This window comes from Hyphomicrobium sp. MC8b (assembly GCF_905067615.1).
In the GTDB taxonomy this organism is placed as follows: Bacteria; Pseudomonadota; Alphaproteobacteria; order Rhizobiales; family Hyphomicrobiaceae; genus Hyphomicrobium_B.
In genome coordinates this window covers 3,214,287-3,239,197 of record NZ_LR898465.1, presented here as the reverse complement: position 1 = coordinate 3,239,197, position 24,911 = coordinate 3,214,287, and the positions used below count along the sequence as shown (strand labels likewise).

Genomic DNA, 24,911 nt, shown 5'->3' with positions numbered 1-24,911 from the left:
CGGCAGGACTGGAGCCTTTGGAAAGTGAATTGAGCACAAGGATGGCCCATCGCCCTCAAGTGCCGCGAAATTAGGGCGGACGGTGTGCAGCTGGCTAGCCTTTAAAGAGTTCCCGCGACTATCCCGCCCGTTCGTGGAAGAAGTCGTAGATTTTTTTGGCCATATCGGCCGAGATTCCATCGACAGCCTTCAAGTCTTCGACACCGGCGCGTGACACCGCCTTGGCCGAGCCGAAGTGTTTCAGAAGCGCCCGCTTACGCGTGGGACCAACGCCCTCGATCTCGTCGAGCGGATTGGCGCCGAGCGATTTCGCACGCTTCGCCCTGTGCGTGCCGATTGCAAACCGATGTGCTTCGTCACGCAGGCGTTGCACGAAGTAGAGCACCGGGTCCTTCGCTTCAAGCATGATCGGCCGGTCGCGCCCCGGAATGTGGAAATGTTCGCGACCTGCATCGCGATCCGGACCTTTTGCGACACCGATCAATGCAATATCGTGCAATCCGAAGCCGGCCAAGACTTCGCGCGCGACCGAAAGCTGCCCCAGGCCGCCGTCGATCAGGACGAGATCGGGCTTGTCTGGAAACGCGCGTTCATCTGCGGTGTCATCCGGATCGTCGACAATGGGCGAAAGCGGACCTCCGCTGACGTCTGAGGCAATCTCTTCGACCTCGGTCTCGATCTCGTCCAGCACCTCGGCTTCCGCAATGCGCTTGAAGCGGCGCGTCAGGACCTCGCGCATCATCGCGTAGTCGTCGCCCGGCGTTGTCTCCGGCGACTTGATGTTGAACTTGCGATACTGGCCTTTGACGAACCCCTCCGGCCCCGCGACGATCATGCCGCCGACGGCATTGGTGCCGGAGATATGGCTGTTATCGAAAACCTCGATGCGGCGCGGCACGGCCGCAAGCGAGAACCGCTCCGCCACACCTTCGAGCAGACGCGCCTGCGACGAGCTTTCTGCGAGCTTTCGGCCGAGCGCTTCGCGGGCGTTCGCAAGCGCATGTTCGACGAGCGTCGATTTGGTGCCGCGTGATGGCACGCGAATTTCAACCTTGCGCTCCGCCTTTGTCGTCAACGCTTCGGCCAGCAGTTCGCGGTTCGGGATATCGTGCGAGATCAGGATCAGGCGCGGCACGGGCTTATCGTCGTAAAACTGCGCGATGAAGCTATCGAGTACGTCCTCGACGTTCAGCGAGCGATCCGCTTTCGGATAGTAGGCGCGATTGCCCCAGTTCTGTCCGGTGCGGAAGAAGAACACCTGAATGCATGTCTGTCCGCCGTCCTGGTAGGCGGCGAACACGTCGGCTTCTTCGACGCCTTCCGGATTGATCGACTGATCGGCCGTGACATGCGCCAGCGCCCATAGACGATTGCGATATGTCGCGGCGGTCTCGAATTCGAGCTTCTCTGCGGCTTCCGCCATCAACCGTTGATACATCTCGCGGACCGTCTGGCTTTCGCCGCTGAGAAAGCTTTCCGCTTCATCGACGAGCCGGCCGTAATCGTCGAGGCTGATCTCTCCGGTACACGGCGCCGAGCAACGCTTGATCTGATAGAGCAGGCACGGCCGTGTGCGGCTGTCGTAGACGCTGTCGGAGCATGAGCGCAGCAGAAACGCGCGTTGCAGCATGTTGACGGTGCGGCTGACGGCGCCAGCGGACGCGAACGGTCCAAAGTATCGGCCTTTGCGGTTGCGCGCACCGCGATGCTTCATGACGGCCGGCGCGCCGTGGTCCCGGCTGATGAGAATGTAAGGAAACGACTTGTCGTCGCGCATCAGCACGTTGAAGCGCGGCCGGAAGCGCTTGATGAGGTTCGCCTCAAGCAAAAGCGCCTCGGCTTCGGTGCGTACCGATACGAACTCCATCGACGCCGTCGAAAGGATCATCCGTGCGATGCGGTTCGTATGGCCATTGAGACGGGCGTAATTCGAGACGCGGGCTTTGAGCGACCTCGCCTTGCCGACATAGATCACCTCGCCGTCTGTATCGAGCATTCGATATACGCCGGGGCTCTGCGGCAGCAGCTTGAGATAGGCCGCAATGACCTCGGGCCCTGTCTTTGCGGGCGTTTCCGGGGGGGATGTCAATGTCGCGGGTTCTTCGGTCATGGCGCACCTAAAATTGGGCCGCCGCCAAGGTCAAGCAAGGCATTGCATGCTGCGCCACAAAATCACCATGCCGAGGGCGTGGTGTCCAATTTCATTGAAAGTTCAGGGAACAACGATGCGCCGAGGGGGGTGTCATGCGTCGCGTCATCGCCATTCTTGGCCTAGCTTGGTTCATTTTCCTGCCGGCGTTCGCGCTGGCGAGACCCGTGAAAGTGAATGATTTCACACTTGCCGGACCTGCTAGAAATTCCGCCGTTGCGAAACACACGAAAGGCAAGTCTCAGAAGCCGTTTCAGAATTCGCAAGAGCTTCTCAAGTGGATCAACGACTATCGCAAGGATCCTGATCCTCAACGCCTGCCGCAAGCCGTGAAGGCAATGTCGGATTTCGGCGTGACGAGGGATACTGATCAGTCCGGCGTCTACATCGGCTTCGTCGCCGGCGTGCTGGGCGCTAACCCAAAGATCGCCGACGAACTGATAACGAAGATGTTTCCGCTCCCGCCGGAAGATCAGGTGCTCGTGATCAAGGGCATCGCGTATTCTGGCCTGCCGCGTTGGCGCGATACCCTGAAGAAATACGTCGAGCGTATGCCGGCCCGCAGAGTGCTGATCGAAAAGTATCTCTACGGCAATAAGCCGACGCTGACGGAGATGTCGATCAAGGATGACTCCAGCGTTATCGATTTGAATTGGGGCTATTACTTCGCGACCGGCTGGGAAGCGCCAGTCCGGCGCATCGTGACCGCGCTCGAATTATCGCTCGATAAGGACAAGGTCGATTATCTGACAATCGGCGCGATGGCGAAGTGGACGCTGGCGCAAAACGCCGCTCGCAACGATGACTTGCTGCGAATGCTGAAAAAGATTTCGACAGACGTCGATCCCAAACTGCGCAAGCCGCTTGCCGAAGTGATCGACGCGGCCGAGTCCTATGAGCTCGCCAAGCTGCGCAAGGATGCACTGGCGTCGATCGACCAGCTCAAAGCTCAGGGTCCTGAGAGCCTTCGCAATTACAACTGGTGGGGGCAGGCCGGGCAGACTGTGCTGGCGCTCGGCTGTGTGGCTGCCGGTGCGCTGGGACAGGTTGAGGTCGGCATTCCCTGCGTCATAGGCGGTGCGGCATCAACCGCCGCGCTTAAGTATCTGGCGCCGACATCGACGCCGTAAAACGGGCGCGCGAACGGCGCCTCACTTGTCCTCAGGACAATTGACCTTGGCGTCGATCAGCGCCGATTCCGGTGACGCATATTCGCCGACGATCTCGGCACCGACCGCTTCCGTGCGGGCGTAGGCGTCGAACATCGGCTTTTCGAAACCGTCCATGATCGTCAGCGCCGTGTATTGAACTTCATCGCCGGAGCGTGAGCGGATCAGCAGTGTTTTCTTGCCGCCGTAGCTCGCTGTCAGAACCTTGCAGTGCGCTACGGGCGCGTTTTCCGCGGCCTTCGCCGCGGCGCCAAGCTCCGCCGGGAGCGGACCGCCGAGACGTGACGGCTGGGGCGGCTCCGGCGCGATGCGAAACGTGGGCAGCCACGGCAGGAAACTTGAGCTTTCGCTGTTCTCTGCAACTTGCTCTGTCGCTGGCGGCGCGGGAGCCACGGCTTGAGCAGCGTCCGCTCCATCCTTGGCAATAGTCGTCTCGTGCGTGACTTCGGTCGTTGCAACCCAAGCCGACGTTGAAGTATGAGCCGCGGCCGTGACACGCGAAGTCTTTTTCGCCTTGCGCGCCAATTTGCGAACTTTCGCTTTTTTCAGTGCATGTTTCGGGGTTTTCACCGCGGGCTTTTTCGGAGCCACCGCGGCGGGATGGGCATGATGGACCGGTGCAGCCGGTTGTTTCTTCGATTTCACGCCCAGGGGCGGGACTTCGGGCCCGGCGTTGTCGTCTTCGGGTACTGGTCCGCCAAGTCCGGACGGCGGCCGGAACGGATACCGCCATTCCCGCCGGATCTGTAACGGTGCAGGCGGCGGTACATCGCTTTCCGCTGCTTGCGCCGGCTGGTCGCAATAGCGTGAACGGAACAACCCGGCGACAATGTCGATCGACTTGCCGTAAGCGCGGTCTGCAGCCCATCGGCGCGCGAGATCGCCGAACGTCACCGGCCGTCCGAGCCGTTGGGCGAGTTTGATGATGTCGTCTTGATTTTCGCGTGTCCGCTTGGCAACCGGCGCCGCGAGACGTTCGCCCGAATAGGCGACGAGATGCTGGATCTGCGCGTGTACGCCGGTCTTCACATCCGCGAAGCGCTCGCCGCGCACGCCGCCGCCGGTCGCACCGATGCCTGCAAAATTGTTTTGGTTTTCACGAACGTCGCCGCGCTGTCCATCGCCCCGGCGATAGGACAGATAGTTCGTCTCCAGCACCATCTGATAGAACGCATAGTCCCACCGCACGTGCCAGCCTTCGCCGAAATATTTGTACCAGCGCGCGATTTCGCGGAAGCGCGGGTCAACGTGCGGATTGCGCTCGGCCACAAAAGCCATGAGGCGTTCCGGAGTGACGCAGGCCGGAACCTGATTTTGCGCACTCGTCCTGATCGGAGGCGCGGCTTTGGCACCGCTCGTCGTCAGGACGAACAGTGCCGATGCCAGGGCGGCGGTTAGATTCCGGAATGGAAGCGGCTTTGGTGTCGCCATCAAATAAGGCCCTCTGCGACGGTTTCTCTTCGCGATCAACCGTCAGGGCAGAGTTCGAAGGCCTTATCGAGGGCTTGCGATGGGTTCGAATATTCGCCAACGGTCACGCCGCCCTTCGCGTACGCTGCAATGTAGGCTGCAGCCTCGCGTTTTTCGGAGCCTTCGTTGACGTCAAGCACCGTATAATTTTCCTGCGCATCCGCTTTGGCGCGGATAATAACCGAGTGGCCGCCGCCGTAGCTCGCCGTCCAGACTTTGCACTTCGGCTTTACGCCTGCAGCCGGGATCATCATCGCGGTCTTGGTGCCGCTGGACACTTTCGCGGCAGCAGACTGCTTCTTGTTCGTCTTCGACTTCAACGGCTCGACCTGAGCAGAGGTATCAGCAGTCGCGGCTTCATCGTCGGACGACGTCGAGGCGTTGATGACCTTGAACGACGTTGTCGACGTATTGGCGGCCGGTTCGCCGACGGCGGGTGCATTATCCGCCGGCGGGATCAGCGATTCAGCGCCGAGGCCAGAACGCTCGAACGAACCGGATTTCCGCGCTTCTTCTACCGCGCGCTTGGCGAGTGCCGCGCCGGAAATATAGGGACCCGTGTTAGCCGAGCTGTCGTCGGCCGAGGCGACTTGCGTTGACGTGGTGTCCGCAGGCGGCGTCTGCGCGGCAACCTTCGCGCCGCCGCCCGGCTGGGCGAGGGCCATCAGTTCAGGCTGCGGATCAGGCCCGCGGCATGGGCTGCCGTAGAATGCTTCGACGAGTCCTGCGATTTCGCGGCTGTAGCGCCGCGAGCCGGGCGCCCATTGCTTTGCAAGCTGATCGTAGGTGACAGGACCGTGCAGTGATTTCTGCCAGTCCGTCAGAATACCCCACTCCTGAACCTTCCGCGTGCGCTCGGCGACCGGATTGTCGATGTGTTCGCCGGCGTACATCAAGAGATGCTGCAGATGGGCTTCGACGCCCGTCGCGACATTCGGAAAGCTTTCGCCGGGCACATTCTTGCCCGTGGCGCCCATGCCGGCGAAGTTGTTTTGCGTCGCCTTGACGTCGCCTTTGAACGTCAGGTTGCCGGTTTCGAGCATCATCTGGAAGAAAGCGATATCCCAGCGAATTTTAAGCTCGTTGCCGATCCGCATGTAATCAGCGGCAATCGTCTGAAATTTCGGATCGAGATCGCGATTGCGGCTTTCGAGAAAGCCCATCAAGCGTCCAGGCGTGGCGCACACCGGGACCTTGTTCTTTGCGCTGATCTCGACCTGAGGAAGTCCCGCAGCCTTTACAGGCAGCGACATGGCAGCCAGTGGCACGGCTGCAGCCAAAGCGAACGCAAAAGGCGTCCGAACGCGGCGAAGCATGGTTACACCCATTTGCACGCGGCACCCCCTGTCGAGGCGCCCAACAGAACTATTAACGTTCGTAGGCGCTTAACGTTAAAAAAGTGTTTATGAGCCCCCCATTTGGACCCGATTCAAAGGTCGCCAAGTATTTGGGCAGTAATGAGAACAGCGCGCGGTGACATTGCGGCGGGGCTGGGGCATTGCCGCGCAACGACGGGCTTATTTGTGCCTCAAGTCAGATGTTGTCCGCCGTCGAGGGCGATCATCTGGCCGGTGAGGGACGGCGTCGCAAGAATGAATCGCACGGCGGCGGCGATCTCATCGGTAGAGGCGCCGCGCCCGAGCAATGTCGATCGGCTCTCGCGCTCGAAATCATCGTCTGTCTGGTGAATGCTGCGCAAAACGGGGCCGGGACCGATGGCGTTCACGCGAACCCGGGGCGCGAGCGCTTGCGCCAGCGTTCGCGTCGCCGTCCAGAGGCCCGCCTTCGAGATCGTGTAGGAAAAGAAGTCCTGCGTCAGATTCCAAACGCGCTGGTCGATGATGTTGATGATGTTTCCTTCGCAACCCTCTGGCAGACCCGCGGCAATCGCTTGAGCCAAAAACACCGGCGCTTTGAGATTGATGCCGAGGTGGAGATCCCAAGTCGCGTTATCGAGATTCTGAACCGTGTCGGGCAGAAACTCGGACGCGTTATTGATAAGCACGGTCGGCGAGCCGAATACGCGCTCGACGTCGGCAACGAGGGCGCGTGGCGCTTCTGAATCGATCAGATCGGCTTGAAACGCTTGCGCACGGCCGCCGTTCGACTCGATTTCCTCGACCAGCAGCAGGGCCGCTGGCGCCGATTTCCGGTAATGAATCGCAATCGTCCATCCCGCGCGCGAAAGATCGAGGGCGAGCGCACGTCCAATGCGCCGCGCCGCGCCGGTAATGAGGACGGTACCGGGGGGATTGTCGGGGTGATTCATGTCTTTGACGGCTTATGTGCGAGCGAAACTGAGTGCGTTGTAACTGCCACAGATAATTCCTGACGAGACGTCATAGCGAAGCGTGTTCAGATAGTTTCTCATTTGGTGTTCAATTTGCTTTTGCTTTTTGCAAGGTGCCTTTAAGTTGGCTTTTGCCACAGCACTGACGTGCTTAATTTCAAGGCATATCGACAACGCACAGGCTTCTTCTCTCGGCAGCGTTGCACACAGGTAACATACGCCTGGCAAGTCACACAGTGTTGCTCCTAATCGCTTGTGCGGTCCCATCAAAAAAGTTTTCCTAATCTCAGAGCGGTTGAGAGTCGCGTTGTCCGCAATAGAGCGGGTGTTGCGAGCCGCAGATCTGGGACGGGGGTTGTCTTATGAAGAATATCAGAAGTTTCTTGGGCGCTGCAGGCGTGGCGGCTGTCGCCGCGCTGGGCATGTCGACGGCAGCGCTCGCCGATGACGACGGGGCGAACAAGTTCGGCTACTCGATCACCATCTCGGGCACCTCGGACTACATGTTCCGTGGTATCTCGTTCACGAACGAAGATCCGGCCTTCCAGCCGTTTATCGAATTCACCTACGGCAATCCTAACCTGACCTGGTACTTGGATTTCTGGGGTTCGAATATCGCCGATCCGTACGGCCCGTTCGAGTTGGATATGTACGCAGGTGTCCGTCCTGTGACCGGTCCGGTCAACTGGGACTTCGGTATCCTGTACTATACGTATCCGAACAACTCGATCCCTGGCTCGAGCAACGGCGACTACCTCGAACTTAAAGCCGCGGCGTCTATCACGCCGATCACCAACTTTACGACCGGTCTCACGCTGTACTACACGCCGGATCAGGGCGGCAACTACAACGAAACCTGGACGATCGAAGGCAACGCGTCCTACACGCTGCCGAACTTCTACATGTTCACGCCGGTTGTCAGCGGCGTTGTCGGTTATACTGATACCGGCATGTCTTCCACGAGCGCCGACTTCATCGGCGTCGGTCTGGGCCAGAAGGATTACACCTACTGGAACGCTGGTCTGAAGCTGTCGGTCGACAAGTACTTCATGGACTTCCGGTACTGGGATACGAACATCAGCAAGAACGCTGCTGACGGCTTTGATAACGATCTGGCCGACTCGCGGTTCGTCTTCACGGCTGGCGTAAACCTCCCGTAATCACGTAAGTAAAACAGACCCTAATCCCGTCGCAGATGGCCGGAGCCTTCCTCAGGGCTCCGGTTCCATTTTGTGGCGGGATTGCTCTTTATGCAGATAATGTTTTTCACCAAGCGAATTGCTCAAGGCCGCTTGAGAATTGCCGCAACTCAGCTCAGAGATTGTAGTGAGGTTTCTGGCATCGTGCGGTCCGGTCCGTGCTCCTAACGGTCATTGCTCTCGTTTTTCTGACCACTATTGCCGCCGCGACCATCATCGTGCCGCGGCTCGTGCCGCATCATGTCCGCCTTGCCGATAATCCAGACCGACCGCGCGCCTTCGGGCACGATATGGCTTGGCTTGCGATCAAATCAAACGATCGGGCGGCCGTAGCGGCGGCGCTCGGACTTGTCCGGCTTCGGCCTGCCAACTGGAATTCTGGCGTCGGTGCAATTTACGATTCGGAGATCTCGAACGGGCTCGTTTTCATCGCCCCGCCGATCAAGGGCTGGACGCTCGTCGCTGCCGAGTCGCTTCCTATTCCGTCCAGTGAGTCGTTTATCGATAAGATGACGCCGCTGCTTCGGCATCTCGCGATCGAATTCCCAGCCGTTCAGTATTTCGCGTCATTCCCGATCATCGACTTCTACGCCTGGGCGCGCTTTGAAAAGGGCCGGCGCGTCCGGGCCTTTGCGGTTGGCGATGGGGGCGTGATTTGGAATGCCGGCAAGCTGTCGCAAGAAGAACGCCAGCTCGGCCTGTCGTTCATCGAAATCAGGGGCATCCGCGACCGCCACGGAGACCTCGGCGGCGAGCTACAGCTCTACCCGACCGAAGAGCACGTCTCCGCGATTTCCGGCGGCTGGAGCATCAATCCTATGGCGATCGAATCGCTGCGAGCGCCGACCAGCGTCGGCTGGATCGCCGATGCACCGCGTTCCTGGCGGCCTGAGCGCATTCGCAAGGTTGCCTGACGGCGACCACGCGAGGAGAGCGGGAAAGGGCACGGCGCGCCTCGTTGGCCGACGCCAATCACACGACCTTCGAAGCTTCACTGCGTGCTGCGCTCGTAATTGTAATTCATCTGCGGCCCCGGCAGATGGTCGCCGCCTTGTGCATTGTTTCCCGGGGGCGTCGGCAACTGGATCTGCTGTTGGTTCTGCCAGTTGCGCGCCGTCGAGCGGGCTGGCGGCACGAAGACTTGGTTGGCCGTGCAGAGATTGCGTCGCGTTTCGTTCTGGCCGCAACGGCGCGGTGCGCCGTCCTTCGTCAGGCAAAGCCGCACTTCCCGCAGCATGCCACCTGCGCCGCCGCAGACGACGGTCATCATATCGGGACTGAATCGAGGGTTGGCCTGCAGGAAGACCCGTTTGACGTCGGCCGCCGACAAGATCTGCGACTCAAACGGATTGTTGAAGCGCTCAGGAATGTTGATGCCGTCGAACAGGCGGCGTGCCAGCGCGAAGTACTGCATCGGGTTGAGACCCGAGCATGTCCCGTGGGCGCGGTACTCGTGAATGACCAAGCCACGGCTAGGCATGATGTCGAGCATGTTGTTGATCACGGGATCAGGAACGAACGGCCGCCTCGGCAGGCGGCAGTTCGACGGATAGCCGCTGTCATACTGTGGCCAGAGACCATGCAACACGAACGAGTAGCGACGGCCGTCGCGGCGATTGCACTGCGTGTCGTCATCGCGTCCCTGGTCGGAGCAGTAGGTCGGGCTCCATGAGAGAACCAGCGCGTAGTAATCGAACTGGCCCGGAACGTTTCGCTGATCGCTATCGTCGTCGGAGTTCTCGTTCCAACGGTCGTCGTCGTTGTACGCCTGTTTGTTTCGGGCATCGCGGCCGGAGCGATTGGAATTTCCGTTGCCGCTCGTACCGGCGCTGGATCCTGTTGTTCCTTTGCCACCGTCGGCGGTGCGGCCGGGCAACGGATATATCTCGGGCCGCTCGCTCATAAAGTGGGCAAAGTAAGCGCCGAGAGCCACGAGCACTAAAACCGTCAGAAATAAATGAGGTTTGAGCATTTCTCTTTCTCTGACATCGCACGCAAGATGCGGCGTGAGCGGACGGTTTCGGTAGCCTCACGTACCAGGTTTGGCGAGCGCTGCAAGAATACGCGCCCAGCTCCGCGCACCCTTCTCGAAGCTTCGGATATTGTATTTCTCGTTGGGCGAATGAATGCGGTCGTCGTCCAATCCGAAGCCGACCATCAGGCTGTCCATGCCAAGCGCATCGCGGAACGAAGAGACAATCGGGATCGAGGCGCCGCTGCCCATCAGCACCGTGGGCTTGCCCCATTCTTCTTCCAGCGCCTTGGCCGCCGCGCGCATCGTCGGGTCGTTGGTATCGAACATGATCGCGCCTGAGCCGTGATGGCCGAGCCAGGTCGCCTTGCAGTCGGCTGGAATAAGCGTCGCGACGTAATCGCGGATCGATTTCATGACGTGCTCGGGATCTTGGCCGGACACCAATCGGCACGTGATCTTCACCGAGGCTTTCGCCGGGATCACGGTCTTCGAGCCGATGCCCTGGTAGCCGCCCGTCACACCGTTGAATTCAAGCGTCGGGCGCGACCACAGTTGCTCAATGACGGAGCGGCCTTTCTCGCCTGCAGGCACTGACAATCCAACCGAGCCGAGGAACGACTGCGCGCGCACGCCAAGTGCCTGCCACTGCGCGAGCTGCTCTGCTGTCGGCTCTTGAACGCCGTCGTAGAATCCCGGAACGGCGATCTTGCCGGTATCGTCGTGGAGTGCGGCCATCACCTTCGCCAGCACGCGAATGGGGTTCGTGACGGGGCCGCCGTAGATGCCCGAATGCAGATCGCGCGTCGGTCCGATAATGACGAGTTCGTCGCCGACAAGTCCGCGCAGCATCGTCGTGATGGCAGGGGTGTCCTTGTCCCATTGTCCGGTGTCACAGACCAGAACGAGATCGGCCTTGAGTTCATCGCCGTGCGAGGCGAGGAACGCCGGCAGCGACGGCGAGCCGCACTCTTCTTCGCCCTCGATCAACACCGAGACGGCGATCGGCAATTCGCCCGCGACCTTCTTCCAGGCCCGCGCCGCTTCGAAAAAGGTCATGAGCTGACCTTTGTTGTCTTCTGCGCCGCGCGCCACGATCACCTCGCCGTTGACGGGATCGCTTTCGATCCGCGGCTCGAACGGCGGCGTTTTCCAGAGGTCGAGAGGATCCGGCGGCTGCACGTCGTAATGTCCGTAGAACAGGACGTGCGGCATGTTGGGGTCGCGCTTCGGCCGGTCATGCGCCACGACCATCGGATGGCCGCTTGTCGGCACAACCTTGGCTTCCGCAAAGCCGATGTCTTTTAACGTCGCCGCGCACCATTCCGCAGCCCTGAGGCAACTCGCCTTGTGGCCGGGATCGGTCGAGATGCTGTCGATGCGCAGAAGCTGGAACAATCGGTCAAGTCCGGCCGATTTTGACTGGCCCAAGGTATCGAGAACGGTTTCGAGCTTGCTCATTGCGACAGACTTTCCGACGTGTTGCCAGCGGGGCAGGATGAGGCGGCGCTAGGAATGCGGGGCCTCATTTGCTATGGCACCTCTCCCTGACGCCCATCACTCCTGAAAGGAATGATGGGCAGCAAAAAGACCGCATCGGAGGTCTGATGGCACAGCCGAACGCCGACGGCAAAAAGAAATGGGTTTACGCTTTCGTACCTGGAAGGGCCGAAGGCAGCGCCGAGATGTCCGAACTGCTGGGCGGTAAGGGTGCCAATCTTGCCGAGATGGCGGCACTCGACCTCCCCGTGCCGCCCGGATTCACGATCACGACCGAGGTTTGTAAGGCTTTCTTTGCCGCAGGCCACCAGCTGCCGGAAGAGCTGAAAGGCGAGGTGCTCCAGGCGCTCGACGCCGTCGGCGAGACCGTGTCGGCCAAATTCGGCGACGAGACGCGGCCGCTGCTCGTTTCAGTCCGCTCCGGCTCGCGTGCGTCGATGCCCGGCATGATGGATACGATCCTCAATCTCGGTTTGAACGATAAAACGGTCGAAGGGCTCGCCGCGCTGACTGGCGACCCGCGCTTCGCGTTCGACAGCTATCGCCGCTTCATTCAAATGTACGGCGACGTCGTCCTGGGTGTCGATCACGGTGCGTTCGAAGATATTCTCGAAAATTTCAAGAACCTGAACGGCTTCGCCGCCGACACCGACCTCGACGCCGAAGCCTGGCACGAAATCATTGCCGACTATAAGGCCGCGATAGAGCGCGAGCACGGCGCGCCGTTTCCGCAGGACACCAGCGAGCAGCTCTGGGGCGCCATCGCCGCCGTCTTCAATTCCTGGGACAATCCGCGCGCGGAGACGTATCGCCGGCTGCATGACATTCCTGAGGATTGGGGGACCGCCGTCACCGTTCAGGCAATGGTTTTCGGCAACCTGGGTGACAACTCCGCGACAGGCGTCGCCTTCACGCGAAACCCATCGACGGGCGAGAAAGAAATCTTCGGCGAGTATCTTCCCAATGCCCAGGGTGAAGATGTCGTCGCCGGCATTCGCACCCCGCACGCGTTGACGAAAAAGAGCGCAGCCGGTGAGGCCGAGACGTCGCTAGAAGTCGCGATGCCCGACGTCTTTGCCGAACTCAAGAACATCAACGACCGCCTGGAACGCCATTATCGCAACATGCAGGACGTCGAGTTCACTGTCCAGATCGGCAGGCTCTGGATTCTGCAGACGCGGTCTGGAAAGCGCACGACGGAAGCCGCGCTCCGCGTTGCCGTCGATCTGGCGGCAGAAGGCCTGATCTCACAGGATGAAGCCATTCTGCGCGTCGAGCCCGCGCAGCTCGATCAATTGCTGCACCCCGCGATCGACCCGTCGGCCGACCATGACCTGATCGCCAAAGGCTTGCCCGCGTCTCCTGGTGCCGCATCCGGAGAAATCGTTTTCCATTCTGAAATGGCCGAAGCGCTGAAGGCTAAGGGCCGCGACGTCATCCTCGTGCGCTCCGAGACGAGCCCGGAAGACGTTCACGGCATGCACGCAGCCGTCGGGGTTTTGACGGCGCGAGGCGGCATGACGAGCCACGCCGCCGTCGTCGCGCGCGGCATGGGCCGGCCCTGCGTCTCTGGCGCCGGAACCCTTCGCATCGATGCCAACGCCGGCACCATGCGGGCCGGCTCGCGTACCTTCAAATCCGGCGACATCATCTCGATCGACGGCAGCTCCGGCCGCGTCTACGCGGGCAAAGCCAAGATGCTGCCGCCGCAGCTTTCCGGCACGTTCGCGACCGTCATGGAATGGGCAGACAAGACGCGACGCATGAAAGTGCGCACCAACGCTGACACGCCGCGCGATGCCCGTCAGGCCCGCGCGTTCGGTGCCGAAGGCATCGGTCTCTGCCGTACCGAGCATATGTTCTTCGAGGAAAAGCGCATTCTTGCCGTCCGCGAGATGATTTGCGCGGAAGACGAAGAGGGCCGACAGCAGGCACTCGACAAGCTGCTTCCCGTCCAGCGCGCCGACTTCGAAGAGCTGTTCGAGATCATGGCTGGATTGCCGGTCACAATCCGCTTGCTCGATCCGCCGCTGCACGAATTCCTGCCGCACGAAGATCGCGAGGCCGCGCAGGTCGCGGCCGCGTTGGGCATGGATCTGATGCGCCTGAAAGCCCGCGTCGCCGAGCTTGAGGAATTCAACCCGATGCTTGGGTTCCGTGGCTGCCGTCTCGGCATCAAGTTTCCTGAGATCACGCGTATGCAAACGCGCGCCATCTTCGAAGCGGCGATCAATGCGCAGAAGAAAACGGGCGACGCGGTCCATCCCGAAATCATGATCCCGTTCATCGCCTATCGTCGCGAGCTCGATATTCTGCGCGACGTCATCACGGCGACTGCAAAGGCCGTGGAAGAGGAGACGGGCGTCACCATTCCCTACGCCGTCGGCACGATGATTGAGTTGCCTCGCGCGGCGTTACGCGCCGCCGATATCGCTGCAGGCGAGAAAGGGGCCGACTTCTTCTCCTTCGGCACCAACGACATGACGCAGACTGTGCTCGGCCTGTCGCGCGATGACGCCGCGCCAATTCTATCGAACTACCTTGAGCACGAAGTCATCACGACCGATCCGTTCGTTTCGATCGATCAGCTCGGCGTCGGCGAATTGGTGAAAATCGGTGTTGATCGCGGCCGGTCCGTCAAGCCAGGCATCAAGACTGGCATCTGCGGCGAACACGGCGGCGATCCGAGGTCGATCTACTTCTTCGAAACGGTCAATCTCGACTACGTATCGTGCTCGCCGTATCGCGTGCCGATCGCGCGTTTGGCAGCAGCACAGGCAGCGATCCGCAGGAAACGGCGCGAGCAGGCGGCGTCCTAGAGCGGCCCGTTTTCGTGCCTGTCGATTTCATCGAGTGTCGGCCGGCGCGGCCGCGGACCCTTGTTTCGCGGCAAGAGCAGCAGCCAAAGTGCGAACGGCGGCACCAGGAAGCTCCACGCTGTCCAGTACGACAGATCGCGATTCTTGATGCCTGCGAGGACGGCCGCAAAGACCGAGGCTGCGATTGCGATCCCGCCCCAAAGCACGATCCATTGCATTGCCATCGACATGCCGATTCTCCCAAACCCGCGCCCGAGACTCAGAGTTTCTACCACAGTCAGCCAGATGCGAGCCGACTATGGCGAATTCAAGCAGGGCGGCCGGAACTCTTTTGCGGTGCCGAGATGAAATCAAGTCCCAGGTCGAGAACGGGCGCCGAATGCGTCAGCGCACCGACCGAAATCAAATCAACGCCGCTTGCGGCAATTTCCTTGACGGTATCGAGGTTAACGCCGCCCGAGGCTTCGGTCAGGCAGCGCCCGGCGACCGTCGCGACGGCCGCTCGCAATCCCTGCGGGGTCATGTTGTCGAGCAGCACGCAATCGACCTTTTCCCGCATGACGACGTCAAGCTGTTCGAGTGTGTCGACCTCGACTTCGATCTTCGTCATATGACCGGCCGCGTCGCGGGCAGCCTTGATCGCCTCGGCGACACCACCGGCGGCGACGATGTGATTGTCTTTGATGAGGATGGCGTCGAATAGCCCGAAGCGATGGTTGTGGCCGCCGCCGCAGCGCACCGCGTATTTTTCGAAGACGCGAAGTCCGGGCGTTGTCTTGCGCGTATCGACGATTTTCGCCTTCGTTCCTGCCGTCGCTTCGACATAGCGCCGCGTCAGTGTTGCGATCCCGCACATTCGGCCCATGAAATTGAGGGCGACGCGCTCGGCCGTGAGAATGGCGCGGGCATTGCCGCTAATCCGGGCAACCGTATCGTCGGCAACGATGCTTGCTCCGTCGTCGATATCGACCTCAAAACTGCAATCGGGATCGAGTTCCCGGAATGCTGCTTCGGCGAGCGCGATCCCTGCAACGACGCCGGGCGTTCGCGCCACAAGCAGCGCATCCGCACGAGCGTCGGCACGGACGGTCGCATTCGTTGTAATGTCGCCGCTGAGGCCGAGATCTTCGGCAAGCGCAGCGCGAACGGCGGCAAGAACAAGATTATGGGAAAGCATCATTGGCGAACTTGCGGGACTTTGATCATGAGCATGCGGCGAGGGGTGGCGCCTCGGAGCGTTGTTTTGCGGAGTCATCCATCGCATCGAGGTCGGCGAGCGTTATGAACGTACGCTGCGCGAGAGCTGGATTGGTTTGCGGATAGTCGACGCGATAGTGGCCGCCACGGCTCTCCTTGCGAAGCAGCGCTGCCGCCGTAATCAATCGCGCGGCCAGCAGCATGTTGGATAGTACGCGATCATTGGCGTTGCTCGTCTCGAGCGCTTTCAGTTCGGCGAGTGCCCTTTTTAGACCGCGACTGGAGCGTTGAACGCCAACGTGCGTCGTCATGATATTGCGCAGCGTCTGCATCGCTTCCTTCCGCGAGGCAGTATCCGCCGCCCGCCCGCTGCCGGGAATGCGGTGCGGCACCACGAAATGCCCGACGCGATCATGCGGAAGCAGCTTGCGGATATCGTTCGCGACACGCGCGCCAAAGACGACGGCTTCCAGTAACGAATTTGAAGCCAGCCGGTTGGCGCCGTGAAGGCCCGTCGATGCAACCTCGCCGACGGCCCAAAGACCCGTAAGGCTCGTGCGGCCGCGCGCGTCAGTTGCAATGCCGCCCATGTGATAGTGCTCGGCCGGAGCAACCGGAATAAGATCCTTCGACGGATCAATGCCGGCGCGCTGGCAATGTCCCCAGACGGTCGGAAATTCTTTTTCGAAATGCATGCCGATCGCAGCACGGCAGTCGAGATAGACACGGCGTCCGGCAGCGAGTTCGTTATAGACGCCGCGCGCAACGACATCTCGTGGGGCAAGCTCTCCGCGTGGATCAATGGACAGCATGAAGCGCTCGCCGTCCGAATTGACAAGCGTCGCGCCTTCGCCGCGCAATGCTTCCGTCGCCAGCGGAGCGGGATCGATGCCCGCATCGATTGCAGTCGGATGGAACTGCACGAATTCCGGATCGGCAATAACCGCACCGGCGCGCGCCGCCATCGCCAGCGCTTCACCTTTGGCGTAGGAGGGGTTTGTCGTCAGTGCGAACAACGCGCCGACGCCGCCCGTTGCCAGCACCACCGCCGAAGCAGGCACGAAGGCATAGCGGCCGTTGCCAAGCGCTGTCGGACGGATCAGCCGAACGCCTTCGATGCGGCCATCGGCGACGATGAGATCATCCGCTTCGTAACCTTCCAGTACACGGATTGACGGCGTCGCGCGAACCGCTGCGATAAGCGCCTGCATGATCGCCGCGCCCGCCTTGTCGCCGGAGACGCGCACGACGCGCTTTTCCGAATGCGCTGCTTCCTTCGAAAGCACGTAATGGCCTTCGAGATCGCGATCGAACGGCACGCCATAGCCAAGCAGATCGCGAATGCGATCGGGACCTTCCTCCGCAACGAGGCGCGCGACGTCCGGATCGACGATCCCGGCCCCCGCCTCGATCGTATCGGCCGCATGCTTTGCCGTGCTGTCACCTTCGCCGACAGCGGCAGCGATGCCGCCTTGCGCCCACATGCTCGATGCGCCTTCGCCGAGGGGCGCCGCGGCAATCACCGTCACAGGCAGCGGCGCAAGCTTCAATGCCGTAAACAGACCCGCAAGCCCGGCCCCGATAATGGCGACGTCACCGGGGCCGGGCTCGCCCGTGAAGCCTTTGAAGTCCGTTACGGAATAGCGCTTCTTGTGTGCGGCCATTGAATTGCCCTCCTGGGCGAAGTTGACCCCGGCGCTTCGTTCGTTCTCAATTCGTCAGATTGACCATACGCTCGACCGCACGGCGTGCACGGGCAGCGATATCGGGATCGACCGTCACCTCATGCTGCATATGCACGAGGCTGTCGTAGATGTTTTCCAGGCTGATGCGCTTCATGTGCGGGCAGAGATTGCACGGCCGGATGAACTCGACCTCGGGCGCCTCAACGGCCACATTCGACGCCATCGAGCATTCCGTGACGAGCATCACCTTGCGCGGATGTTCGTCTTTCACCCACTTAATCATGCCGGACGTCGAACCCGTAAAGTCCGCCGCCGCGATGACATCGGGCGGACATTCTGGATGCGCGATGATCTTAAGACCCGGCTCGTCTGCGCGCATGCGTTGAAGCTCCTCGCCCGTGAAACGCTCGTGCACCTCGCACGAACCTTTCCACGTGATCACTTCGACGTTGGTCTGAGATTGCACCCATTTCGCCAGATACTGGTCGGGTATGCACAGGACGCGCGGCACGCCGAGGCTCTCGACGACTTTCACGGCGTTCGCCGATGTGCAGGTGATATCGCATTCCGCTTTCACAGCCGCCGACGTGTTGACGTAGGTCACGATCGGCACGCCCGGATAAGCTTCGCGAAGCATGCGAACGTCTTCCGGTGTGATCGACGAGGCCAACGAACAGCCCGCATGCATATCAGGTATGAGAACCGTTTTTTCCGGGGACAACAGCTTCGATGTTTCCGCCATGAAGTGCACGCCGGCCTGCACGATCACCTTTGCGTCGACGCGCGCCGCTTCTTTTGCGAGCTGCAGCGAGTCGCCGCGAAAATCCGAAACGCAGTGGAAGATCTCCGGCGTCATGTAGTTGTGCGCCAGGATGACGGCGTCCCGCTGAACTTTGAGTTCGTTGATCGCCTTGATCAGCGGCGCGTAGTAGGGCCACTCCATCGGCGTGATGACGTGCTTCACGCGCGCATAAAGCGGCGCCATCTCCTTTTCGAGGGCAGGCGACCACGAATAGGGCAAGGGCTTCCGAGCTTTCTCGCGGGTCGCGGAAGCAGGAGCCAATGTCGAAACCGCAGAAACCATTCTTCGTGCCCTCCACATATGCTCTAAGAGAGCATATTTAGCTTACGAAACGCGCCGGCAAACCTGCCGCGCACACCTCACGCAGGAATGCTCAAAAAGAGCATTCCTGAACGTGTTTAAAATAATAGAGTTGAGAACGAATTTCTAGGGCGGGGGTTCCGCCCCAGATATGAGACGAAAGTCGGATCAGTTCCGGCTTGGCGGCGCTGACACCCGAACGCCGGGAGCAGGGCGCTCCAAAAGCACTTCGCGACGGAACCGGAAAAGCTTGGCCGGGCGGCCGCCGGTGCGCGTCTTGACGTCTCCCGTGGGCTCGACCAGGCCCGCGCCTTCAACCAGGCGCCGGAAGTTCTGCTTGTGCAGATGCGGGCCGAGAATGGCTTCCACGGTCTTCTGCAGCTCATACAGCGTGAACTCGTCCGGCATCAGTTCGAATACGACCGGGCGATACTTGATCTTGGCGCGTGTACGGCTGATCGCCGTCGCCAGGATCCGCCGATGATCGGCCTGCATCGGCAGACCGAGTTTTGGACGATCCGTCCACTCGCGCGCAGCCGCTCGATCGTCGCGCAGTGCTTCCTCGGCAAGACCTGCCTCGTAAAGCAGCTCGAACCGCTCAAGCACTTTCTCTTCGTCCCAGGCGGTGCCGTCGAGACCAAAGCAGATCCGCGCGCGATCTGCACGCGCGATCGTCGGCTGGGACGTGGCGGCATTGCCGGACGACCGTTCGGCCCACGCCTTGAGACGCGGCTCGATATCCCGGGCGATGATCTCCGGGCGGCCACGGCGCCAGTCTTCCCATGGGAAATACTGGTACCAGCTACGCCACAGCCCATCGGTCAGCCCGTGGTGGCCTATCGCCTGCGTTAAGGCGAGATAGCCGATCGAGATGAAATGCGGAGCCGTATCGCCCGGTTCGGGATGGCGGCCGCGATCGGCGAACGTATAGAGCTGCTCGGCATATCCCAGTTCCAGACCAGTTTGGTCTTGAACCCAGGATCTAAGCCCGCTCTCGAGCGTGCGATGCGCACGCGGATTAAATGGCCCGTACGGCAGCATGTCCGTAGCGCCAATGCTGTCCGGCTCGGCACGGACGACCAGCGCCACAGGCTCATTGTCAGACACGGCGACGATCGCCGCGTTCAAGCCAATCCCGACAGACGGCTCATGGTCCTGCTCATCATCAGGAGCTCGCTGAGACTTGTCGGGCGTCGGTTTTCTCCGGCCAGAAAGTTCCATGTTCATGTGTATCTTCCCCGTGCTCCCCATGAGGCGAGCTAGTCGCCGATCATGGCGATTTTCAGATAAGCCTCTGAATGAAAACCGCGAAACAGCCCCAAAAACGCCAGATTGTCAGTGCGGCAACAATTCCGCGAACTTGGCAAGAAAGAGTGTTTGGGCATCACTCGCCGATACGGGATCTAATACGGCCAGGGCGTTATGAAGTTCCGTTGGTAAATTCGGAATTTCAAAAAAAGTTTCCGCTTCCGACTTTTCGAAGCCCGCTAGACGAGTTGCTTCGTAGTAGGCCGCAACCGTATCCGCCTGTTTAATCGCGCCTGCTGCGCTAAGGCTTAGTTCTCGAATTCCGAACCGGCAATAGATCGCTTGGAGGAGTTTGTGTTCGAAGGCCTTATAGTCCAGGCCGATTGCCGTTTTGAACGGACTAATAAGATCACCAATGACGTACTCTGGCGCGTCGTGCAAAAGCGCCGCAAGCAGTTCATTATGCGTGTATTCTGGCTGCAGCGCATGAACGATGTCGGTGACGATAAGGCTATGCTGTGCGACCGAGAATGCATAGGAGCCTTGCGTCTGCCCATTCCATCGCGCGACGCGGGCCAAGCCGTGTGCAATGTCTTCGATCTCGATGTCTTTGGGGTCGGGTGAGAGCAGATCGAGCCGCCGGCCGGAGAGCATTCGTTGCCAAGCGCGCGGTTTCGACTGGTTTGATGACGTCATAATCCGGGGATCTTGAGTTTCTTTTGAAGCTTCGCGCACTGATCATATCGAAAGCACGTCACGAGATGATCATTGACCATGCCTGTCGACTGCATGAAGGCGTAGAGCGTGGTCGATCCGACGAAGCGGAAGCCATCAGCCTTCAGAGCCTTGCTCATTCGTTTTGAGACGTCGGTCTCGGTGCGAATGTCCTTTGAGGATGTTATCTCGTTGACGATAGGTCGGCCATCAAGAAAACCCCACAGATATTGCGAAAACGGCGCGTGCTTCGACAACGTGAGAAATGCCTGCGCATTCGAGATCGTAGCTTCGATCTTGGCGCGGTTTCGGATGATGCCTTCGTTCTTCATTAACCGCTCGACGTCGCGCGCTGTGTAGCGCGAGATGCGCTCGGCATCGAAATTATGAAACGCAGCGCGGAAATTCTCGCGCTTGCGCAAAATGGTGATCCACGACAGGCCCGCTTGAAAGCCTTCCAGCACGAGCTTTTCAAACAGCGCACGATCATCAGTCATCGGCACGCCCCACTCTTCGTCGTGGTAGCGGATGTAGTCCGCGTCAGTGCCGGCCCACGTGCAGCGATGGATCTCTTTCGCCGCCATTACGATATCGGCCGTGTCGATTGGGATGCTCGCGCAGCGGCCGCGGAGCGATAGCGGTTCATCGCATCCTCATCGGGAGCAATCGCAATTCCCCCGGCCGTCAACGGAAGACTTTTCTGCTCTCCCTCGATAACGCGATCCAGCCGAAGCATTGCAATTGCATTTGTTCCGTCCGCCGTTCCGACACGTCCGACAGAAATATCGCCGAGAAGAATTTCCGAATTGGGCTCCAGCGGTGCGTTAGCGGAGATTTTGACGGCGCGCTTACGCACCAGTGTTTTGTTTTGCATCCGCGCGACCACTTCCTGCCCGATGAAACAGCCTTTGGTAAAGGACACGCCATTGAGCAAATCGAAATCGGCTTCATGCGGATAAGCATCGCCGAATTCGTAGTCTTTGCCACCTTCGGGAATTCCGTATTCAATGCGAAGTGCGTCGTAGGCGAGGCGCGAATCACCCTCCGATTCTGCGCCATCGGACGACAAAAAATTTTCATGGGGGCTGGCCAAAAGTCTTAGGCCGATGCCCCGATGACGCGGGTCCGGGAACGAAATGCCGCGCCCTTCCGCGAGCATTTTCGAATCAGCTCCCCACAGCGCGAAGACTTTGAAAGAATCCGAAACATCCGTGATCGTGACGTCGGCGCGGAGTTTATACATCGCCATCCGCTTGGCGAGTTCGGCCGCCTTGGCCCGCGCGACGTCGAGCAGATAGCCGTCGCCGTGGCGGACGACAAAAAAGTCGAAGAGAATTTTGCCCTGAGGGGCGAGCAAAGCGGCGTGCCGGGCCTCCCCCTCAGCGAGGCCCTGGAGATCGTTGGTCACCAGCCCCTGGAGCAGCTTTTCGCTGTCGGCGCCGGTCACGCTGACGACACCGCGGTCGGCAAGTCGCGCTATCTTTGCGGCAGACATCGGCTCACGCTCGGTTGCAAACGGAAAGAGAGTTACGTATGCGGGGTTCCGCTTGATGGCAAGACTGAGGAGTTCCCCGACATGGCTGAGACGTTCGACCTCGTGATCCGCGGTGCGACCGTCGTCAACCATGACGGCGAGGGCATTCGCGACATCGCCATATCGGGCGGCCGGATCGCGGCAATCGGCGAGCTGGGCTCGGTGTCCGCGCCTGAGATCATCGAAGCCCAGGGCCTGCACATTCTGCCGGGCGTCATTGATACTCAGGTCCATTTCCGCGAGCCGGGCCTGGAGCATAAGGAAGACTTGGCGACAGGCAGCCGCGCAGCTGTCGCAGGTGGCGTCACGGCCGTTTTCGAGATGCCGAACACCAAGCCGCTGACGACGAGCGCCGAGATGCTGGCCGACAAGGTGCGCCGCGCCCGTCACCGCATGTTCTGCGACTTCGCCTTCTTCGTCGGCGGCACGCGCGACAACATCGCCGACATCCCGGATTTCGAGAAGCTCGAAGGCTCGGCTGGCATGAAGGTCTTCATGGGCTCATCGACCGGCGATCTTCTGGTCGATGACGGCGTCTCGCTAGACAAGATCATCGCCAGGATCTCGCGCCGTGCGTCGTTTCATGCCGAAGACGAGGCGCGGCTGAAATCGCGGATGCATTTGCGCCGCAAAGGCGATCCGTCTTCGCATCCCGAATGGCGTGACCCCGAGGCTGCTCTGATCGCAACCAAGAAGCTCGTCGGCCTTGCTGAGAAGCACGGCAAGCGCGTTCACGTACTGCACGTCTCGACGGCGGACGAAATGGACTTCCTGAAGGATCACAAGAATTACGCGACCGTAGAAGTCACGCCGCACCATCTCACGCTCGAAGGCCCCGAGTGTTACGAACGCCTCGGCACCTATGTGCAGATGAACCCGCCCGTCCGCGACGCGCGCCATCGTGCAGCGATCTGGGCCGCGCTCGAGTCCGGCGTCGTCGATGTGCTCGGCTCCGACCACGCCCCGCACACACGCGAAGAAAAAGACCACGTCTATCCCGATACGCATTCGGGCATGACGGGCGTGCAGACGCTGGTGCCGATCATGCTCGACCACGTCAATGCCGGACGCTTGTCGCTTCAGCGCTTCGTCGATTTGACGAGCCACGGCCCGCAGCGCCTGTTCGGCATTCGCGGCAAGGGCCGCATCGCTGTCGGCTACGATGCCGACCTGACCGTCGTTGATTTAAGCCGCACAGAGACGATCTCGAACGCCTGGATCGAGAGCCGTGCCGCCTGGACGCCGTACGATGGCGTCCAGGTGAAGGGCTGGCCAGTCGGGACGTTCGTCCGCGGCCGGAAGGTGATGTGGGAAGGCGAGATTGTCAGTCCCGCCCACGGGGAGCCGGTCGGCTTTCTCGAAGGCTACGCCGGCTAAGCTTCCAGGGTTCAGCCGTCGCGGTCCGCAACGCGCGACAGGTTCCCCGGCAGCCGCTTCAGGACGTACACCGTCGTCCCGACATCGGCGATGCTTGCCAAATGCATCACGTTGGCGTTCGTCATGCGGATGCAGCCCGACGAGGATGCCGTCCCGATCGACGACGCATCGTTCGTGCCATGAATGCGATAGAGCGTGTTGCCGAGATAGAGCGCCATGGCGCCGAGAGGATTGCGCACCCCGCCCGACATCCGGACCGGAAGTCCAGGCTTTCGAGCCCGCATTTCAGCGGGCGGAATCCAGTCGGGCCACGCAACCTTCTTCGAGATCTTTTCCGTGCCCGACCAAGCAAAGCCCTGCTTGCCGACGGCGATCGGATAACGGTAGGCGGCTTTCGACGACAGCACGTAGTAGAGGTGCCGCCCGGCCGTATCGATAATGATCGAACCCGGCGCATAGCCGCTGCGGAACGAAACCTTCGGCGGCGCCTTGGCCGCGATGCGCGGCTGGCCGCCGCCCGTCAGCGATTGCTTGTTGTCGGCGCGCTCGTCGTCTTCATCGTCGTCATGCGACTTTTGCGGGCGGCCCCAGTCCCAGCCCATGCCGAACAGAGCTTGGCTGTTGTCGGCATCGGTTTTCGCACTGGGCTTGCGGGCGAATTTTTTCGGCGGAACGTAGCCGTACGTTTCGTCGGCCGGATGAAAGGCATAGGCCGGTGCGGCCAGGACGCAGCCAAAAATAATGGCCGCCAAAAGCGACAAACGTTTCATGAAACTAGACCCTCGCTCTCACGTAAAATGTGACAAGCGGAATACAGTCAAGCCGCGGCGGTGACCACCCCTCTGCGGCAATTGGACGGTATATGCAAGCTAAGCAACGGAAAGCACCAACAGATTAGGTGCCCTTCCTAAACAGCGTCCATGTCCCATCGGCTGAAATCACGATGCGCCACCACAGCCAGCGCTTCTTCTTGCGCATTTCCGCGGCGAGTTCTGGTGTCACCAGTCGATAGAGATCGACTTGTTCGGCCGGTGTCAGCTTGTCGAGCTGGCGCGTCGAGAGATATGGCCAGACGTAGATCAGATTATTCTCGATGTCGTTGCCGAACGGCAGTGTCGACGGCGGCATGTCCAGCATTTCGACGATCGCCGCGAGCGTATCGCGGCCCAGTGGATCAGCCGACCTGTCTTTCAAAACTTTAATGGGATCGGAGCGTGGCGAGATGCCGAGATCGGGAATGTTGCCGCTGACCTCGAAGGCCGATTGCAACTCGTTGATATCGCCCGAGCGCGCCGCCGTCAGGATTGCGTCGCGCACATCGGCCACATGATCGGGAAGCTTTGGACCGCGAACACCTTCCGCGTGCGCCCTTGAGACATAGACAAGCGCGCCGGCCGCAACTACGAGTAGGAGAGTGCGCGCCATTGTCGTCAAGGACGCTGACGGGACCAACTGCTGATGTCTTTTCCACACCGCTCGGGGGAGC

21 protein-coding genes are annotated in these 24,911 nt (G+C 60.6%); 5 read left to right on the top strand and 16 right to left on the bottom strand.

Annotated elements, in window-relative coordinates; genetic code table 11:
- Positions 1–118: 118 nt before the first annotated feature.
- Positions 119–2,110 carry an excinuclease ABC subunit UvrC gene (gene uvrC, locus ACLB1Z_RS15705; RefSeq protein ID WP_409560672.1) on the bottom strand — a complete coding sequence of 664 codons (1,992 nt, stop codon included), beginning with the start codon at positions 2,108–2,110 and terminating at the stop codon, positions 119–121.
- Between the two features lie 134 nt (positions 2,111–2,244).
- Between uvrC and ACLB1Z_RS15700 the strand changes: the two genes are divergently transcribed.
- Complete coding sequence (locus ACLB1Z_RS15700) at positions 2,245–3,279, top strand: hypothetical protein (protein ID WP_409560671.1); 1,035 nt, start codon at positions 2,245–2,247, stop codon at positions 3,277–3,279.
- A gap of 21 nt (positions 3,280–3,300) precedes the next feature.
- Here ACLB1Z_RS15700 and ACLB1Z_RS15695 read toward each other — a convergent pair whose 3' ends face one another.
- The 3 genes from ACLB1Z_RS15695 to ACLB1Z_RS15685 all read right to left on the bottom strand — a co-directional run bounded on the left by ACLB1Z_RS15695 (position 3,301) and on the right by ACLB1Z_RS15685 (position 7,057).
- Positions 3,301–4,749 (bottom strand): hypothetical protein, encoded by a 1,449-nt coding sequence (locus ACLB1Z_RS15695; protein ID WP_409560670.1) that lies wholly within the window; start codon positions 4,747–4,749, stop codon positions 3,301–3,303.
- Positions 4,750–4,784: 35 nt separating this feature from the next.
- A complete protein-coding gene (locus tag ACLB1Z_RS15690) occupies positions 4,785–6,104 on the bottom strand; it encodes a glucosaminidase domain-containing protein (protein ID WP_409560669.1) in 1,320 nt (439 codons plus the stop codon).
- Positions 6,105–6,316: 212 nt separating this feature from the next.
- Positions 6,317–7,057, bottom strand: a complete 741-nt coding sequence (locus ACLB1Z_RS15685; RefSeq protein WP_409560668.1) for an SDR family oxidoreductase — start codon at positions 7,055–7,057, stop codon at positions 6,317–6,319.
- A gap of 383 nt (positions 7,058–7,440) precedes the next feature.
- Between ACLB1Z_RS15685 and ACLB1Z_RS15680 the strand changes: the two genes are divergently transcribed.
- A complete protein-coding gene (locus tag ACLB1Z_RS15680) occupies positions 7,441–8,238 on the top strand; it encodes a TorF family putative porin (protein WP_409560667.1) in 798 nt (265 codons plus the stop codon).
- 197 nt (positions 8,239–8,435) lie between these two features.
- Positions 8,436–9,191, top strand: a complete 756-nt coding sequence (locus tag ACLB1Z_RS15675) for a hypothetical protein (protein WP_409560666.1) — start codon at positions 8,436–8,438, stop codon at positions 9,189–9,191.
- Between the two features lie 77 nt (positions 9,192–9,268).
- On the opposite strand, the gene ACLB1Z_RS15670 is transcribed toward ACLB1Z_RS15675, so the two are convergent.
- Positions 9,269–10,249, bottom strand: a complete 981-nt coding sequence (locus ACLB1Z_RS15670; protein ID WP_409560665.1) for a ribonuclease T2 family protein — start codon at positions 10,247–10,249, stop codon at positions 9,269–9,271.
- A 57-nt stretch (positions 10,250–10,306) separates the two neighbouring features.
- Positions 10,307–11,710: a dipeptidase gene (locus tag ACLB1Z_RS15665; RefSeq protein ID WP_409560664.1), complete on the bottom strand. Its 1,404-nt coding sequence runs from the start codon at positions 11,708–11,710 to the stop codon at positions 10,307–10,309.
- A 146-nt stretch (positions 11,711–11,856) separates the two neighbouring features.
- Here ACLB1Z_RS15665 and ppdK point away from each other — a divergent pair, with 146 nt between their 5' ends.
- Complete coding sequence (gene ppdK / locus ACLB1Z_RS15660) at positions 11,857–14,568, top strand: pyruvate, phosphate dikinase (protein ID WP_409560663.1); 2,712 nt, start codon at positions 11,857–11,859, stop codon at positions 14,566–14,568.
- Here the strand turns inward: ppdK and ACLB1Z_RS15655 are convergent.
- The 8 genes from ACLB1Z_RS15655 to ACLB1Z_RS15620 form a co-directional block, all read right to left on the bottom strand.
- The gene (locus ACLB1Z_RS15655) at positions 14,565–14,798 is read right to left on the bottom strand and encodes a hypothetical protein (RefSeq protein WP_409560662.1); all 234 of its coding nucleotides are present in this window, start codon (positions 14,796–14,798) and stop codon (positions 14,565–14,567) included. The two genes, ppdK and ACLB1Z_RS15655, sit on opposite strands and share 4 nt — an antisense overlap.
- 77 nt (positions 14,799–14,875) lie before the next feature.
- On the bottom strand, positions 14,876–15,748 hold the full coding sequence (nadC, locus tag ACLB1Z_RS15650) for a carboxylating nicotinate-nucleotide diphosphorylase (RefSeq protein ID WP_409560661.1): 873 nt from the start codon (positions 15,746–15,748) through the stop codon (positions 14,876–14,878).
- A gap of 22 nt (positions 15,749–15,770) precedes the next feature.
- Positions 15,771–17,429, bottom strand: coding sequence for an L-aspartate oxidase (locus ACLB1Z_RS15645; RefSeq protein ID WP_409560660.1), 1,659 nt, complete (start codon positions 17,427–17,429; stop codon positions 15,771–15,773).
- Between the two features lie 46 nt (positions 17,430–17,475).
- Positions 17,476–18,534, bottom strand: a complete 1,059-nt coding sequence (gene nadA / locus ACLB1Z_RS15640) for a quinolinate synthase NadA (protein WP_409560659.1) — start codon at positions 18,532–18,534, stop codon at positions 17,476–17,478.
- Positions 18,535–18,720: 186 nt separating this feature from the next.
- Complete coding sequence (locus tag ACLB1Z_RS15635; RefSeq protein WP_013948589.1) at positions 18,721–19,779, bottom strand: NUDIX hydrolase; 1,059 nt, start codon at positions 19,777–19,779, stop codon at positions 18,721–18,723.
- A gap of 108 nt (positions 19,780–19,887) precedes the next feature.
- Positions 19,888–20,496 (bottom strand): hydrolase, encoded by a 609-nt coding sequence (locus ACLB1Z_RS15630; protein WP_409563287.1) that lies wholly within the window; start codon positions 20,494–20,496, stop codon positions 19,888–19,890.
- Positions 20,493–21,098: a DNA-3-methyladenine glycosylase I gene (locus ACLB1Z_RS15625; protein WP_409560658.1), complete on the bottom strand. Its 606-nt coding sequence runs from the start codon at positions 21,096–21,098 to the stop codon at positions 20,493–20,495. Before ACLB1Z_RS15625 ends, ACLB1Z_RS15630 begins: the two co-directional genes overlap by 4 nt.
- On the bottom strand, positions 21,098–22,009 hold the full coding sequence (locus ACLB1Z_RS15620; RefSeq protein ID WP_409560657.1) for a YgfZ/GcvT domain-containing protein: 912 nt from the start codon (positions 22,007–22,009) through the stop codon (positions 21,098–21,100). The genes ACLB1Z_RS15625 and ACLB1Z_RS15620 overlap by 1 nt, the downstream gene beginning before the upstream one ends.
- Positions 22,010–22,090: 81 nt before the next feature.
- Between ACLB1Z_RS15620 and ACLB1Z_RS15615 the strand changes: the two genes are divergently transcribed.
- Positions 22,091–23,425, top strand: coding sequence for a dihydroorotase (locus ACLB1Z_RS15615; RefSeq protein WP_409560656.1), 1,335 nt, complete (start codon positions 22,091–22,093; stop codon positions 23,423–23,425).
- 11 nt (positions 23,426–23,436) lie between these two features.
- On the opposite strand, the gene ACLB1Z_RS15610 is transcribed toward ACLB1Z_RS15615, so the two are convergent.
- Together ACLB1Z_RS15610 and ACLB1Z_RS15605 are read right to left on the bottom strand one after the other, a co-directional pair.
- On the bottom strand, positions 23,437–24,195 hold the full coding sequence (locus ACLB1Z_RS15610) for a L,D-transpeptidase (RefSeq protein WP_409560655.1): 759 nt from the start codon (positions 24,193–24,195) through the stop codon (positions 23,437–23,439).
- 124 nt (positions 24,196–24,319) lie between these two features.
- Complete coding sequence (locus tag ACLB1Z_RS15605) at positions 24,320–24,850, bottom strand: hypothetical protein (RefSeq protein WP_409560654.1); 531 nt, start codon at positions 24,848–24,850, stop codon at positions 24,320–24,322.
- Between the last annotated feature and the right edge of the window lie 61 nt (positions 24,851–24,911).

Bases quoted from the DNA above. Each gene is read 5' to 3' on its own strand.
- nadC (WP_409560661.1), bottom strand. From the start codon at position 15,748: ATGATGCTTTCCCATAATCTTGTTCTTGCCGCCGTTCGCGCTGCGCTT.
- nadA (WP_409560659.1), bottom strand. From the start codon at position 18,534: ATGGTTTCTGCGGTTTCGACATTGGCTCCTGCTTCCGCGACCCGCGAG.
- ACLB1Z_RS15615 (WP_409560656.1), top strand. From the start codon at position 22,091: ATGGCTGAGACGTTCGACCTCGTGATCCGCGGTGCGACCGTCGTCAAC.
- ACLB1Z_RS15635 (WP_013948589.1), bottom strand. From the start codon at position 19,779: ATGAACATGGAACTTTCTGGCCGGAGAAAACCGACGCCCGACAAGTCT.
- ACLB1Z_RS15670 (WP_409560665.1), bottom strand. From the start codon at position 10,249: ATGCTCAAACCTCATTTATTTCTGACGGTTTTAGTGCTCGTGGCTCTC.
- ACLB1Z_RS15665 (WP_409560664.1), bottom strand. From the start codon at position 11,710: ATGAGCAAGCTCGAAACCGTTCTCGATACCTTGGGCCAGTCAAAATCG.
- ACLB1Z_RS15655 (WP_409560662.1), bottom strand. From the start codon at position 14,798: ATGTCGATGGCAATGCAATGGATCGTGCTTTGGGGCGGGATCGCAATC.
- ACLB1Z_RS15605 (WP_409560654.1), bottom strand. From the start codon at position 24,850: ATGGCGCGCACTCTCCTACTCGTAGTTGCGGCCGGCGCGCTTGTCTAT.
- ACLB1Z_RS15625 (WP_409560658.1), bottom strand. From the start codon at position 21,098: ATGGCGGCGAAAGAGATCCATCGCTGCACGTGGGCCGGCACTGACGCG.
- ACLB1Z_RS15700 (WP_409560671.1), top strand. From the start codon at position 2,245: ATGCGTCGCGTCATCGCCATTCTTGGCCTAGCTTGGTTCATTTTCCTG.
- ACLB1Z_RS15685 (WP_409560668.1), bottom strand. From the start codon at position 7,057: ATGAATCACCCCGACAATCCCCCCGGTACCGTCCTCATTACCGGCGCG.
- ppdK (WP_409560663.1), top strand. From the start codon at position 11,857: ATGGCACAGCCGAACGCCGACGGCAAAAAGAAATGGGTTTACGCTTTC.
- ACLB1Z_RS15620 (WP_409560657.1), bottom strand. From the start codon at position 22,009: ATGTCTGCCGCAAAGATAGCGCGACTTGCCGACCGCGGTGTCGTCAGC.
- ACLB1Z_RS15610 (WP_409560655.1), bottom strand. From the start codon at position 24,195: ATGAAACGTTTGTCGCTTTTGGCGGCCATTATTTTTGGCTGCGTCCTG.
- ACLB1Z_RS15680 (WP_409560667.1), top strand. From the start codon at position 7,441: ATGAAGAATATCAGAAGTTTCTTGGGCGCTGCAGGCGTGGCGGCTGTC.
- ACLB1Z_RS15690 (WP_409560669.1), bottom strand. From the start codon at position 6,104: ATGCTTCGCCGCGTTCGGACGCCTTTTGCGTTCGCTTTGGCTGCAGCC.
- ACLB1Z_RS15645 (WP_409560660.1), bottom strand. From the start codon at position 17,429: ATGGCCGCACACAAGAAGCGCTATTCCGTAACGGACTTCAAAGGCTTC.
- ACLB1Z_RS15695 (WP_409560670.1), bottom strand. From the start codon at position 4,749: ATGGCGACACCAAAGCCGCTTCCATTCCGGAATCTAACCGCCGCCCTG.
- uvrC (WP_409560672.1), bottom strand. From the start codon at position 2,110: ATGACCGAAGAACCCGCGACATTGACATCCCCCCCGGAAACGCCCGCA.
- ACLB1Z_RS15630 (WP_409563287.1), bottom strand. From the start codon at position 20,496: ATGACGTCATCAAACCAGTCGAAACCGCGCGCTTGGCAACGAATGCTC.